This window comes from Sphingopyxis sp., assembly GCF_965279725.1.
In the GTDB taxonomy this organism is placed as follows: Bacteria; Pseudomonadota; Alphaproteobacteria; order Sphingomonadales; family Sphingomonadaceae; genus Sphingopyxis.
The window spans coordinates 171,895-185,986 of the sequence record NZ_CBDIIL010000002.1; the positions used below are offsets into that span (position 1 = coordinate 171,895).

At 62.3% G+C, this 14,092-nt stretch carries 13 protein-coding genes; 5 read left to right on the forward strand and 8 right to left on the reverse strand.

Features of this window, described 5'->3' with window-relative positions; all coding sequences use genetic code 11:
- Positions 1–13: 13 nt before the first annotated feature.
- Positions 14–1,612 (reverse strand): carboxyl transferase domain-containing protein, encoded by a 1,599-nt coding sequence (locus ACQY6T_RS05190; protein ID WP_428629225.1) that lies wholly within the window; start codon positions 1,610–1,612, stop codon positions 14–16.
- Between the two features lie 146 nt (positions 1,613–1,758).
- On the opposite strand from ACQY6T_RS05190, the gene ACQY6T_RS05195 reads away from it, so the two are divergent.
- Positions 1,759–3,843 (forward strand): M13 family metallopeptidase, encoded by a 2,085-nt coding sequence (locus tag ACQY6T_RS05195; RefSeq protein ID WP_428629227.1) that lies wholly within the window; start codon positions 1,759–1,761, stop codon positions 3,841–3,843.
- Between the two features lie 20 nt (positions 3,844–3,863).
- On the opposite strand, the gene ACQY6T_RS05200 is transcribed toward ACQY6T_RS05195, so the two are convergent.
- The 3 genes from ACQY6T_RS05200 to ACQY6T_RS05210 are packed head-to-tail and all read right to left on the reverse strand — an operon-like array spanning position 3,864 to position 5,658.
- Positions 3,864–4,148, reverse strand: coding sequence for a hypothetical protein (locus ACQY6T_RS05200; protein ID WP_428629229.1), 285 nt, complete (start codon positions 4,146–4,148; stop codon positions 3,864–3,866).
- Positions 4,145–4,492, reverse strand: a complete 348-nt coding sequence (locus ACQY6T_RS05205) for a hypothetical protein (protein WP_428629231.1) — start codon at positions 4,490–4,492, stop codon at positions 4,145–4,147. The genes ACQY6T_RS05200 and ACQY6T_RS05205 overlap by 4 nt, the downstream gene beginning before the upstream one ends.
- Positions 4,489–5,658 (reverse strand): isovaleryl-CoA dehydrogenase, encoded by a 1,170-nt coding sequence (locus tag ACQY6T_RS05210; RefSeq protein ID WP_428629233.1) that lies wholly within the window; start codon positions 5,656–5,658, stop codon positions 4,489–4,491. Before ACQY6T_RS05210 ends, ACQY6T_RS05205 begins: the two co-directional genes overlap by 4 nt.
- A 101-nt stretch (positions 5,659–5,759) precedes the next feature.
- Between ACQY6T_RS05210 and ACQY6T_RS05215 the strand changes: the two genes are divergently transcribed.
- The 4 genes from ACQY6T_RS05215 (at position 5,760) to ACQY6T_RS05230 (ending at position 9,869) form a co-directional block, all read left to right on the forward strand.
- Positions 5,760–6,662, forward strand: a complete 903-nt coding sequence (locus tag ACQY6T_RS05215; RefSeq protein WP_428629236.1) for a LysR family transcriptional regulator — start codon at positions 5,760–5,762, stop codon at positions 6,660–6,662.
- 84 nt (positions 6,663–6,746) lie between these two features.
- On the forward strand, positions 6,747–7,877 hold the full coding sequence (locus ACQY6T_RS05220; protein WP_428629238.1) for a zinc-binding dehydrogenase: 1,131 nt from the start codon (positions 6,747–6,749) through the stop codon (positions 7,875–7,877).
- Positions 7,878–7,898: 21 nt separating this feature from the next.
- Positions 7,899–8,936 carry an AraC family transcriptional regulator gene (locus ACQY6T_RS05225; protein ID WP_428629240.1) on the forward strand — a complete coding sequence of 346 codons (1,038 nt, stop codon included), beginning with the start codon at positions 7,899–7,901 and terminating at the stop codon, positions 8,934–8,936.
- Positions 8,937–9,089: 153 nt separating this feature from the next.
- A complete protein-coding gene (locus ACQY6T_RS05230) occupies positions 9,090–9,869 on the forward strand; it encodes a DUF2306 domain-containing protein (protein WP_428629242.1) in 780 nt (259 codons plus the stop codon).
- 6 nt (positions 9,870–9,875) lie between these two features.
- On the opposite strand, the gene ACQY6T_RS05235 is transcribed toward ACQY6T_RS05230, so the two are convergent.
- From ACQY6T_RS05235 to ACQY6T_RS05250, 4 genes are all read right to left on the reverse strand, one after another.
- Positions 9,876–11,030, reverse strand: a complete 1,155-nt coding sequence (locus ACQY6T_RS05235; RefSeq protein WP_428629245.1) for a cell wall hydrolase — start codon at positions 11,028–11,030, stop codon at positions 9,876–9,878.
- A gap of 9 nt (positions 11,031–11,039) precedes the next feature.
- A complete protein-coding gene (gene cysK / locus ACQY6T_RS05240; RefSeq protein WP_428629247.1) occupies positions 11,040–11,960 on the reverse strand; it encodes a cysteine synthase A in 921 nt (306 codons plus the stop codon).
- Complete coding sequence (locus tag ACQY6T_RS05245) at positions 11,957–12,625, reverse strand: RBBP9/YdeN family alpha/beta hydrolase (protein WP_428629250.1); 669 nt, start codon at positions 12,623–12,625, stop codon at positions 11,957–11,959. The genes cysK and ACQY6T_RS05245 overlap by 4 nt, the downstream gene beginning before the upstream one ends.
- A gap of 125 nt (positions 12,626–12,750) precedes the next feature.
- Positions 12,751–14,064, reverse strand: a complete 1,314-nt coding sequence (locus tag ACQY6T_RS05250; RefSeq protein ID WP_428629251.1) for an MFS transporter — start codon at positions 14,062–14,064, stop codon at positions 12,751–12,753.
- Between the last annotated feature and the right edge of the window lie 28 nt (positions 14,065–14,092).

Consider the following 14,092-nt stretch of genomic DNA (forward strand, 5'->3'; position numbering starts at 1 on the left):
CGCCGCCGCATCATTACATCCGGAACACGCCGAAGCCGCGATCCTCGATCGGGGCGTTCAGCGTTGCGGCAAAGGCCAGCCCGAGCACGTCGCGCGTCTGGGCGGGGTCGATGATGCCGTCGTCCCACAGGCGCGCGGTGGCGTGATAAGGATTTCCTTCATCCTCATATTTCTGACGGATCGGCGCCTTGAACGCTTCAGCTTCCTCGGGCGTCCATTTGTCCGCATCGCGGTGGACGGTTGCCAGCACCGATGCGGCTTGCTCGCCGCCCATCACGCTGATCCGGCTGTTAGGCCAGCTGAACAAGAAACGCGGCGAGTAGGCGCGGCCGCACATGCCGTAGTTGCCCGCGCCGAAGCTGCCGCCGATCAGCACGGTGATCTTGGGAACCGTCGCGGTCGCGACTGCGGTGACCAGCTTCGCGCCATGCTTGGCGATCCCCTCGGCCTCATATTTGCCCCCGACCATGAAGCCGCTGATGTTCTGGAGGAAGAGCAGGGGGATGCGGCGTTGCTGGGCGAGTTCGATAAAATGCGCGCCCTTGACCGCGGATTCGCTGAACAAAACCCCATTGTTGGCGAGGATCGCGACCGGGATGCCCCAGATATGGGCAAAACCGCACACCAGCGTGCTGCCGTAATTCGCCTTGAACTCGTGAAACTCGCTGGCGTCGACGATGCGCGCAATGACTTCGTGGACATCGTAAGGCGCGCGGACGTCGTCGGGGACGACGCCATAAAGCTCTTCGCCATCATATTTCGGCGGGCGTGGGTCCTTCAGGACAACTTCGAATCCTCTGTTTTCGCCCAGATGGCTGATGATGTCGCGGACGATGGTCAGCGCATGCTCGTCATTCTCAGCCAGATGATCGACGACGCCTGACTTCTTGGCATGGAGGTCCCCGCCCCCCAGATCCTCGGCGCTGATTTCTTCGCCGGTCGCAGCTTTCACCAGCGGCGGGCCGGCGAGGAAGATCGTGCCCTGATTGCGCACGATCACCGTCTCGTCGGACATCGCTGGCACATAAGCGCCGCCTGCGGTGCAACTGCCCATCACGCAAGCAATCTGGGGAATGCGGCGCGCCGACATGTTCGCCTGGTTGAAGAAGATGCGCCCGAAATGATCGCGGTCGGGAAAGACTTGATCCTGGTGCGGCAGGTTAGCTCCGCCGCTGTCGACGAGATAGATGCACGGCAGGCGGTTCTCGAGCGCAATCTCCTGCGCGCGCAGATGCTTTTTCACCGTCAGCGGATAATAGGTGCCGCCCTTCACCGTCGCATCGTTGCACACGATCATGCACTGGCGTCCCGATACGCGGCCGATGCCGCAGATCAGCCCGGCGCCAGGAATCTCGCCGTCATACAGGTCGTGTGCGGCGAGCTGGCCGATCTCGAGGAACGGTGAGCCCGGATCGAGCAGTCGCTCGACGCGTTCGCGCGGAAGCAACTTGCCGCGGCTTGTATGCCGTTCACGCGACTTTTCGTTGCCGCCCAGCGCAGCCTCGGCGACCCGCGCCCGCAGTGCGTCGTTCAGCGCGCGGTTATGCGCGACACGCGTGCGATACTCGTCGCTATCCGCGTTGATGCTGGTGCCAAGGACCGGAGCGCTCACTGTCTATTCTCTCCCTGCAACTGGTTTGGAACTAGCCCGTCGCTCGTCGATTGGAAAGCGCAGCAGGCCGAAAATGGTTGGCGTTGAAACCAATTTGTCACAGGCCTATGTCTCCTGCCCTTCTTCGCAAAAACAAGGTCGTTCCCATGAAAAAAGCTGTCTTCGCCATCCTGCTGTCCACCGCTGCGGTCGTCGCGGGACCGATTGCCTGCACCAGCGGCAAGGAGGAAAGCAGCGCCAGCTATACTGTCGGCACCGACCTTGGAATCAGCAAAGCAGCCATGGACACGGCCGCAAAGCCCGGCGACGATTTCTATGCCTACGCCAATGGCAATTGGGATAAGACCACCGAAATTCCGGCGGACCGCTCGTCGGTCGGTGCGTTTTATGTTGCGCAGCTCGAAACCGAAAAGCGCAACCGCGAACTGATCGACGCGATCGTCAAGGGCAACGCCGGGGCGGACACCAACGAAGGTCGCATTGCCGCTTTCTACAACGCTTTTACCGATGTGAAGGCGATCGATGCGGCGGGCATGGCGCCCGTCGCCGCCGACCTCGCGCGCTTCGCGGCAATCAACGACAAGGCGAGTCTGTCGAAAGTGCTTGGCGAGCAACTGCGCGCCGACGTCGACCCGCTCAACGCCACCAACTTCAACACCGAGAATCTTTTTGGCGTGTTCGTGACGCAGGGATTGGCAACACCGGGCGATGTCATCCCCTATTTGCTGCAGGGCGGCATTGGATTGCCGGAACGCGAATATTATCTGTCGGCCGATCCGAAAATGGCGTCCATCCGCACCGCCTATCAAGCCTATATCGCCAAGCTGTTGACAGCCGCGGGGCAGAGCGATGCCGCGGCAAAGGCGAAGCGCATCTATGACCTGGAGGTCAAGATCACCAAGGCACATGCGACGCGTGAACAGAGCGAAGATTTCACCAAGTCGGCCGATGTCTGGGCCAGTGGCGATTTTGCGAAAAAGGCGCCCGGGATTGACTGGCCTGCCTTTATGAAGGCGGCGAAGCTCGATAACGCGGCCAAGTTCGGCGCCTATCACGCGAATGCCATCACCGGGCTGTCGGCGCTGGTCGCGTCCGAACCGCTCGACGCATGGAAGGATTGGCTCGCCTTCCATCAGATCAACGGCCACGCCGGCGTTCTGCCCAGCGCCGTCGATAACGCCCATTTCGCCTTTTATGGCACGACGCTGGCGGGTACCCCTCAGCAGCGCAGCCGTGAAAAGCGCGCGCTTGACGCGGTCGATTCCTATCTGGGCGACGCGGTGGGCAAGGCTTATGCCGACAAATATTTCCCCGCCTCTGCCAAGGCCGAAGTGGGCGACATGGTGAAGAACATCAAGACCGCCTTTGCCACGCGCGTGAATACCATCGACTGGATGGCGCCCGAGACGAAAAAGGAAGCGATCAAGAAGGTCGAAACGATCGCGGTCGGCGTCGGCTACCCAGACAGCTGGCGCGATTACGGCAGCTACAGCGTCGGCGCGGACGCCTATGCCAACGAGGTTGCAGGGCAAAAGTCTGAATATGCACACCAGCTCGCCAAGATCGGCAAACCGATGGACAAGAATGAATGGTGGATGGTTCCGCAGACGGTCAACGCCGTGAACTTGCCCGTCCAGAACGCGCTGAACTTCCCCGCCGCGATTCTGCAACAGCCCTTCTTTAACGCGAAGGCCGATCCGGCGTTCAACTATGGCGCGATCGGCGCGGTTATCGGGCATGAGATCAGCCACAGCTTTGACAACAATGGCGCCGCGTTCGATTCCACTGGCGCGCTGCGCAACTGGTGGACCGCGGCGGATCTGGCGAAGTTCAACGCGTCGGGCGCTGCGCTTGCCGCACAATACGACACGTACAAACCGTTCCCGGACCTGGCGGTCAACGGCAAGCTGACGCTCGGCGAAAATATCGCCGACGTCGCCGGTCTGCAGGCTTCTTATGATGCTTACCGGGCGTCGTTGGGCGGCAAGGAAGCGCCGGTGATCGACGGTTTTAGTGGCGATCAGCGCTTCTTCATCGCCTATGCCCAAACCTGGGCGACCAAGATGCGCGCCGAGGCTTTGCGCGCGCGCGTCGCGACTGATGGCCATGCGCCGGGCATGTACCGCGCGCTGACGGTGCGCAATCTCGACGCCTGGTACAAGGCGTTCGACGTCCAGCCGACCGATAAGCTGTACCTGGCGCCCGACAAGCGTGTCCGCGTCTGGGGTTGATGTCAGGGGAGGGCGGGGCATTATTCGGTCCCGCCCTTCTTGGCTTTCCCATCGGGCTTTTTCCGGATCAAATGGCTATAGACGCCAACCAGGTTGATGCCGAGCAACGCGACATTCTGCCAGCCGATGCCTTCGCTATCGGGCTGCATAAAGCCCCATGCAATGAGCGCGAGGCTGCTCGTCACGAAGATCACGAACGCCCAGCCGTTCCAGCGCTCGCCGAGGTTCAGCGAGACGAGTAATGCGGCGAGCGTTGAAGCAGCGGCGCCATAATATTGCAGGATGGTGATGACAGCTTCGCTCAAGCTGCACCCAATAAAGTGAACACGCCCGATGCGGCCAGCAACGGCCAGCCGATATGCCGCCCGCGGGTGTAGATCGCGTCGAAAAGTCCGGTCGCCGCCCATGCTCCGCCGATCAGCAGGATCAGCCCGCGCGGCGTTCCCGGCCAGACCACCGATGCGGCCGATACCAGCATCAGCAGCGACAACGCGTGCCACGCGAGCCGAAAAACCTTGCGCGCCAGATCGAAGCCCATGATGCCTTCATCGAGGGTCAGCAGAGGCCCGATCAACCGACGCTCGCCCAATACGCCGTGAACAACGGCCGTCGTCACCATGAAGGCGGCCGACAGCCAGAGCCAGATCACGTGCCGGCACCGATCAGTTCGCGGCCGATCAGCATCCGGCGAATCTCGTTCGTCCCCGCGCCGATGTCGAGCAGCTTGGCGTCGCGCCAGTAACGCTCGACAGGCCAATCCTTCGTGTAACCTGCGCCGCCCAGTGCCTGGATCGCTTCGCCAGCGACTTTCACCGCGTTTTCGCTTGCGAGCAGGATACAGCCCGCGGCGTCAAAGCGCGTCGTCTGGCCGGCATCGCATGCCTTGGCGACGTTATAGACATAGGAGCGCGCCGACTGGAGCATGACATACATGTCGGCGACCTTCGCCTGCATCAGCTGGAACGAACCGATCGGTTTACCGAACTGCTTTCGCTCGCGAACGTAGGGAATGACAGTATCGAGACAGGCCTGCATGATGCCGAGCTGGAGCCCGGCGAGCACGACGCGCTCATAATCGAGGCCGGACATCAGCACGCCGACGCCGCCATTTTCCGGCCCCATGACCTGCTCTTCGGACACCTTGCAATCGTTGAAGACAAGCTCCGCGGTTGGTGAGCCGCGCATGCCGACCTTGTCGATCTTTTGCCCGATGCTGAACCCCGGCATATCCTTTTCGATCAGGAACGCCGTTATCCCACGCGATCCGGCCTCGGGGCTGGTCTTGGCATAGACGACCAGTGTGTCCGCATGCGTCGCGTTGGTGATCCAGAATTTGGTGCCGTTGAGGACGTAGCCGCCCTGAACGCGATCGGCCTTCAGCTTCATCGACACGACGTCGCTGCCCGCTCCAGCTTCGGACATCGCGAGGCTTCCGACATGCTCGCCGCTGATCAGCTTGGGCAGATATTTCGCCTTCTGCTCGGCATTGCCCCAGCGGCGGATCTGGTTGACGCAAAGGTTCGAGTGCGCGCCGTAGCTAAGGCCGATCGCACCCGACGCGCGCGACACTTCTTCGACCGCAATAACATGCTCGAGATAGCCGAGGCCAAGGCCGCCAAATTCTTCCTCGACGGTGATGCCGTGCAGACCCAGATCGCCCATCTGCGTCCATAGTTCGTCGCGCGGGAACCAGTCTTCGGCGTCCGCTTTCGCAGCGAGCGGCGCGATCTGTTCGTCGGCGAAGCGGGCGGTGGTGTCGCGGATCATGTCGGCGGTTTCGCCGAGCGCGAAATCGAAGTCGGGGGTTGCGCGCATGGATGGGCCTATCGATCGAGGGCTGGACTGAGCGCGATACTGCCCCAAAAATTGACCATATGGAAATTGAAACGATGGGGGATTTGGCATAAACAAAATCTATGATTAAGCGCGCCCATGTCCGCCAGTTTCTTGCCGTCGTCGACGCAGGCAGTTTTACGCAAGCGGCAGCGCGGATTCGGGTAACGCAACCGGCGTTGTCGAGCGGGATCGCCGAGCTGGAGAAGCTGGTCGGTGCCCTGTTGTTTATCCGCAATCGCCGCCAGATACGGTTGACCGAAGCGGGCGGGCGTTTCCTGCCCATCGCGCGCGATCTGGAACGCGGGTTTCGCGCCGCTGACGATTTCGGTCGCGATAACGATCGGCGGGCGACCGAGCTCAAGCTTGGCGTGATCCGCTCAGCGCCGGGTGAATTGCTGCAAGCGATCGTCGCGGCGCTTCGGCCCAGCTTTGCCATCGAGATTATCGAAAACAGCGAGTCCGAACTGCGCGCCATGCTTGGCAGTGGACGCATCAACATGGCGCTCGTTCCGCTTCGGAGCGGCGAGCACGGGGCGCATGTGATGCCGCTATATGAAGAGCCGCTCGTGATGTTCGTCGCGATGGACCATCCACTTGCGGCGCGCATCGCTGTCGGCCCTGAGGAACTGGCGGCCGAGACGATGATAGCACGCCGCTCGTGCGAATTTTTGGACGCAACGAGCCGCTTCTTCACCCGCCACGGTGTCCGGCCGCGCTTTGCCTTGCGTAGCGAAAGTGACGAGCGATGCTTGCGCATGGTCGCCGCCGGGATCGGGATTACCACGGCACCCCTATCGCTGGCGATCGACGGCATCATGCCGCTGAAAGTAATGGGCTATGATTTCCGGCGCGAATTGGGATTGATCACCGATCCGGCATGGCGCGTTTTGCCCGACGTCGCACCGCAGCTTGCCCACGCGCTCCAGATGATCACGGCGATCGCCGTCGAATGGCGCGAGACCAAAGTCGATGGCGCGGCATGACGCACGCATGAGGACCATTGCCAGTCTTGGCTCGACCCCCTAATCCGTTGCATCAAGAAACTCAAAAATCACGGGAGACGCACGATGACCGACTTGCCTGACACCAACCTGACTATGCTGACCCTCGTCAAGCCTGAGGGGGTGTTGGAAGTCTCGCTCGAACGGCGCCCAATGCCGACTCCGAAGTCGCACGACGTCGTGGTCAAGATCCTTGCCACTCCGATCAATCCGTCGGACCTGGGCTTGCTGTTCGGCGGCGCCGACATGTCGACCGCGCGGGCATCGACCCGCGACAGCCTGCCGATGATCACCGCCGATATTCCGCCCGCGGGTATGCGCGCGATGGGCGGGCGGATCGGCGAAGCGCTGGCGATCGGTAACGAAGGGTGCGGCACGGTTGTGGCGGCAGGCGATTCGCCCGACGCGCAGGCGCTGCTCGGCAAAACCGTCGCGTTGATCGGCGGCGAAATCTACGCCGAATACCGCTGCCTGCCCGCACAGATGTGCATGGTTTTGCCCGACGGCACCGATCCCAAGGACGGCGCCTCCTGCTTCGTCAATCCGCTGACCAGCCTAGCCTTCACCGAAACGATGAAGGCCGAGGAACACAGCGCGATCGTCCACACTGCTGCGGCATCGAACCTGGGCCAGATGCTGGTCAAGATTTGCGCCAAGGACGGCATCCCGCTGGTCAACATCGTGCGCAGCGACGCGCAGGTCGACATCCTGAAAGGGATCGGCGCGACGCATATCGTCAACAGCAGCGCCGACGATTTCATCGACCAGCTGGTCGCCGCGATCGTCGCGACGGGCGCGACGATCGGCTTCGACGCGATCGGCGGCGGCAAGCTGTCGGGCCAGATCCTCTCCGCGATGGAGGTTGCCGCAGTGAAGCGGATGACGACGTACAGCCGCTATGGTTCGGACACGTTCAAGCAGGTCTATATTTATGGGGCGCTCGACCTTGGCCCAACGATCCTTAACCGCGCATTTGGTTTGACGTGGTCGTTGTCTGGCTTCCTGCTGACACCCTTCCTGCAGAAGGCCGGGATGGAAACCAATATGCGGCTGCGCAAACGCGTCGTCGATGAGCTGACGACCACGTTCAAGAGCCATTACAGCCATGAGATCTCGCTCACCGAGGCGCTATCGCTCGACGTGGCCAATGCCTACAATGCCAAGCGGACCGGAGAGAAATATCTGATCCGACCCTGACGAGCTTTTGGCGAGGCGCATATGGCACGACTGACGGCCGCGGTGGGCGACGCCCGCGGCATGGTGAATTTTGCGGTGCGCAAAGGCGTCAATCGCGAGCAGTTGCTAGCGGCTGCGGGCATCACCGAGGGCATGCTGGGAAATTTCGAGGCGCGCCTGCCGCTGTCGGCGTATCGGCGCCTGATCGAGACGTGCGCGGCGCTCACGAGCGATCCGGCGTTTGCGCTGCATTATGCCGAAGCGATCGATGTGTCGGAAATTTCGGTGCTGGGCCTCATCACCCACGCATCGGAAACGATGACCGACGCCTTTGCGCAGATCAATCGCTACACGCGCCTGATCACCGACGTCGCATCGAACGCGCCAAACCGCTTCACGCTGGAGCGCGATGAGGCGGGGCTTTGGCTGACCGACCACCGCGCCGACCCGAACGACTTTATCGAACTGACCGAAATGTCTTTTGCGCGCATGGTGTGTGGAACGCGGGTGTTCGGCGACACGCCGTTCGTTCTGGAGGTCCATGTCAGCCATCCGCCGCCGCCCTATGCGCGGGATTATGAGGCGGTCTTTCAGGCGCCGGTCAAATTTGCGGCGGGTCGGAACGCGATGCGGCTCGACGAACGGTGGCTGACATATCGGGTAGCGAAACAGCCGCGCTTCACTTTCGGGATTCTGAGCGCGCACGCCGATCGATTGCTCAAGGATTTGCAAGGCAGCGAGGATTTTGCGCACCGGATCGAAGCCGCGATCATGCCGCGCCTGCACACCGGCGCGATCGATCTGGCGACGATAGCAACTGAATTGGGTGTCAGCCGCCAGACGATTTTCCGGCGGTTGAAAGCCGAAAATACCAGTTACGAAAAGCTGCTCGATAATCTGCGGCACCGGCTCGCGCTGAGCTATTTTCAGGAGCGGAAGGTGTCGGTCAACGAAGTCGCCTATCTGCTCGGCTATTCGGCGCCGAGCGCGTTCACGCGCGCGTTCAAGCGGTGGACCGGCACGTCGCCGCGCGCGACATTGAAGGGGGTTACGACGCGCGATGGCGACACTGACGGCTGAAGCCATCATCCCATGCAACCTGAAGTCAGTATTTTGAGATGCCCGGTCATGGTGCACTGTGTGTTACTCACCTAGCACAGCGGCCTGCGGGTCGGCTGATAAATCCCTTTGCTAGCGGACCCGCGCGGAAAAACAGCGGGACATCACGCCATCATGTTTCAGACAATTCGACAGCGACCGCTTGTCGCAGCGGCAATCTACTGGTTCGTTCTGACCTTTATCGGGCAAAGCCTGTTCACCCTCTATATTCTGATCTTTTATGGCCGCGCCAGCGTCACCGGCGATTGGACCGCTGCGAATGACGTGTTGCCCGATGGCATGATCCCGGGCGACGGAGCGGGCAATGCCGTGTTGTTCTTCCATCTACTGTTCGGGGCGCTGATCACCTTTGGCGGGCTGCTCCAGTTGATCCCCCGGGTGCGCATGAAATACCCGCGGTTTCACCGCTGGAACGGGCGGTTGTACATGCTGTCTGCGGTGGTGATGAGCTTGGGCGGTTTCTATGTCGCGTGGGGCCGGGGTGAGATCGGGTCGGGCTATGCGACGTCGATCAATGGGGTCGTCATTCTGATCTGCGCCTATTTTGCCACGCGCTTTGCCATGGCCCGCAATTTTATGCGGCATCAGCCGTGGGCGATCCGGCTGTTTCTGGCTGTGAGCGGGGTATGGTTCCTGCGCGTCTTCATCATGCTGTGGGTGCTGTTGTTCGGCCCCGAGGGGCTGGGCGAAGATCTGGGCGGGCCAGCGGGTGTCGGGCTCAACTATGCGCAGTTCATCGTCCCGATCATGCTGTTCGAGCTGTATCGCTGGGCGCAGCGCAGCAAGACCCCGGCGGTCCATTGGTCGGTCGCGGCAACGCTGTTTATCTGCTCGACGCTGATGGGCGCGGGGATCGGGATGGCGTGGCTGTTCTTGTGGCTGCCGAATTTGTAATCCAGCTTAGCGCTTCATGCACTGGCGGACATCATCGCGCTGATATTCGCTGCAGTTCCACAGCGCCTTTTCGAACCCCGCCTTGTCGTCGCGCAGGTAGGAAAAGGTCATCGCGGCGCGCTGGATGTCGCTCATCGCATCGCTATCGGGTTTCAGCACCGGGTTGGTCCAGCCCATGAACTTGCAATAGGGTTTGTCGCCGCACAGGCGCAGCGCGGTCGTCACAAAGCTTTCGGGCGCGGCTTTGCGGTCGAGCTGGGTATAGATGGTGTCGCGGCCCGTCGCTTCGCCCGCTCCGGCGACGACGTGCGCTTCGCCGACTGCAGCGTTGGCATCGACGCCGGTCGCCAATTCGGTCGGCAGCCCGAGCGCCATGGCATGGAGCGGCGATATGGCGGCGAGTTTTGCGACCGGCCCGTCGCTGCCCGACACCGCACCGCGAAATGCGCCCGGCGTTCCCCAATAGCCCGGCCAGCGGAAAAACAGATGGGTGTCGACGACCGCGATCTTTTCCAGGCTATCGCTCCAATAAGGGCGGACCCAGTCAGTGTGATAATGGGTCGCGAGGCCGACAGGCGGATAGGTGCCGCCTGACAGCATCGCATCGGCATTCCCCCTGGCTCGCGTCCATGCGGCGTCGGAGTAGCGGCGATTGAGTGCGCCGTCGCAGGTGAAGGTGAACTGGCACCCGGTGGTGCGTTCCGATCCCTGGAACACCACGCCGCAGATCGATTTGGGAAAAGCGGGATGACGCGCGCGGTTGATGATGACTTGCCCGACGGCTTGCTGGCCTTTCGCATCGTCGCCGGCTTCGTAGATCATCGCTGCCGCCAGGCAGTCACGGGCGCGCAGACGCGCGTCGCCGCTGCCAGCATAGACAAAGGGCCGTGCGGCGACGAAGCCCTTGGTCATCAGGGCGATGCGCGCGTTCGCGGCGCGAGCATCGTCCTCGGCAACGGGCGCGAATTCCATCGGGAGCACTTCGGGTACCATGTCGGCGGGCGGCGCGATCGGCTGCGGACGGGCCGCAAAGTCCCGGTCGCTGTTGCGATCGCTGGCATAGAGCACCGCGCCGATCGCAGCGACAACCAGCAGCACGAACAACCAGCCCGTCCAGTCGCGCCCATGGGGCAACGCCGCGTGATCACCGTCGGGGCGCATGCGCTGGCCTCAGATCTCCGGGAGGAAATCGGGGACCGACAGATAGCGCTCGCCGGTATCGTAATTGAAACCCAGCACCCGGCTCCCGGGCGGCAACTCGGCGAGTTTCTGGGCGATGGCGGCGAGCGTAGCGCCCGACGAGATACCGACCAGCATACCTTCCTCGGTCGCGGCGCGGCGTGCGTAATTTTTCGCGTCCGCGGCATCGACCTTGATCACCCCGTCAAGTAGATCGGTGTGCAGGTTACGCGGGATAAATCCGGCGCCGATGCCCTGGATCGGGTGCGGCGCGGGTTGGCCTCCCGAAATGACCGGCGATGCTTCGGGTTCGACCGCGAACACCTTCAAATTCGGCCAATGCGCCTTCAAGAACTGCGCGGTGCCAGTGATGTGGCCGCCGGTGCCAACCCCAGTGATCAACGCATCGATCGGCGTGTCCTTGAAATCGGCGAGAATTTCGGGGCCGGTGGTGCGGACATGGACGTCGATATTGGCTTCATTTTCGAACTGTTGCGGCATCCACGCGCCGGGGGTCGTTTCGACCAGTTCGATGGCGCGCTCGATCGCGCCCTTCATGCCCTTTTCGCGCGGAGTCAGATCAAAGGTCGCGCCATAAGCCAGCATCAGCCGGCGGCGTTCGATCGACATGCTTTCGGGCATGACGAGGACGAGCTTATACCCTTTGACCGCAGCGGCCATCGCCAAGCCGATGCCGGTATTCCCCGACGTCGGCTCGACGATGGTACCGCCAGGTTTCAGGCTGCCGTCCTGCTCGGCGGCTTCGATCATCGCGAGACCAATCCGATCCTTGATCGAGCCACCGGGATTGCTGCGTTCCGACTTCACCCAGACTTCGGCGCCGGGGAACAGCTTGCCCATGCGGATATGCGGCGTATTGCCGATAGTCTCAAGGATCGAATTGGCTTTCATGATCGGTAGCTTCTTTCTTTGAATTCAAACCGCGGGTCGCGGCGGACCCGATTTGGCCAGTCTGCGGCACGGAGCCAGCGTGCCTCGTCTGCCAGCTCGGGCGTCGACGCGGGTTGTAACGAGGCGAGCAGATACTGTCCATAAGGCCAGTCCGCGACGCCCGAGTCCGCGTTGATATGGCCGAAAGGACCAGCGTTGACGAAGCGCGCGTCCCAATGCCGCGACAGGCGCCAGACATGGGCGGTCTTGGCATAGGGATCGTCATCGCTGGCCACGACGATCATCGGCTTCTGCGACGACAGCGCGGGGGAGTCGGTAAAGCTGTCGATCCCGCTGGTGCGTTTGAGTTGCGTCAAGTCGGGCGGCGCTACCAGCAAGGCGCCGGCGACCCGGTCGCGGGCGACGCTGCTGGCCAACGCAAACCAGTGGGCGAAGGCGTGGCAGCCCAAGCTGTGCGCCGCGATAAGAACGGGTTCGGGTTCCGCGTCGATCGCCAACGCGATTCGTTCGACCCATTCATCCTTTGACGGTTGGTCCCAGCGACCCAGTTCCACGCGCTCGCAATTGGCAAAGCGTCTTTCCCACAGGCTTTGCCAATGGGTTGGGCCGCTGTTGTAAAGCCCGGGAATGGTCAGGATTTTATAACGGATATTGGAATCATGCATGGCGGTCGCTCCAATTTGGAGGAGTGGGGAGCCGCGGTGACGGGTGCGCTGGTAATAACTCAATCAATTAGATTGACAATAGGGTATGGATGAACAGGGCGCCGAATACGGCGAACGGTTGGGGACTATTCGCTGGTCTGTTTGAACTGAGGAGCGAACGTCCGCGCGCGCCGCAGTTCGGGGAACAGCCACGCCCAGAGCGCGGTCACGCCAACGGCCGCCGCGCCGCCAACAACCACCGCGCCGACGGGACCGAGCGCCGCCGCCATCGCTCCAGCGCGCATTTCGCCAAGTTCGTTCGACGCCGAGATCGCCAGTCCCGATGCGGCGCTGACCCGGCCCCGCATATGATCCGGCGTGTTGAGCTGAATCAGCGTCCCACGCACAAACACCGAGAACATGTCCGCCGCGCCCATCAGAACAAGAACGCCGAGAGACAGGAACAGGTTGGTCGACAAGCCAAAGACGACCGTGCCGACGCCAAAGGCGGCGACCGCCCAGAGCATCTTCACCCCGACGTTGCGTTCGATCGGGCGGATAGCGAGGCCGACGGCCACCACCACCGATCCCAGCGCCACGGCGGCGCGCATGAATCCGGCGCCGTCGGCACCGGCGTGTAATATATCGCGGGCGTACACCGGAAACATCGCCGTGGCGCCCGCGAGCAGCACCGCGAACAGATCGAGGGTGATCGTCCCGAGCAGAAAGCGCTCAGTCCAGACGAAGCGCAGTCCGTCGACCATTTCGCGCAGCGGGTGACGGCGGACTTCAGCAGGCGGCGGCAAGACCTTGCGGACGCGGCTGAGCGTCAACGCAGAGATCGCCAGCAGGGCGGCCGAAAAGACGTAAACCGCGGCGGGATGCGCCGCGTAGATGAGCCCGCCCGCCGCAGGCCCGATGACCGATGCGGATTGCCAGGCGATGCTGCTCATCGCGATCGCGCGCGGGAGCACCGCCGGCGGAACAATGTTGGGCGCGATCGCACTCATTGCTGGCCCGGAAAAGACACGCGCTACGCCGTGCAGCGCGGCAAGGCCAAAGAGCAGATTGATCGTCAGCCCGTCGATCCAGGTGAACCAGCCAAGCGTCGCGGCGATCAGCAGGTCGATGAGGTTCGAGAAAATCGCAACGCTGCGCCTCTCAAACCGGTCGGCGGCCCACCCGGCGACCGGCGTCAGGATCGCCAGCGGAACGAACTGAAAGAGGCCGAGCAACCCAAGCTGCAACGACGCTTCCTTGATCGACATACCATAGTCGGTGCGCGCCGTGTCATAGAGCTGATAGCCAATCACGACGACCATCGCGATCGTCGCCATCACCGCGGTGAAGCGTGCGACCCAGAAATAGCGGAAGTCGGGATAGCTCAGCGGGGAAGGGGCTTTGGGCGTTGCACCCGGCATGACCAGGTCGTCGCCAGCTGCGGGAGGGATCGTTGCCATCGCCCTTCGCCGTAGCCCGCTTTTCGCA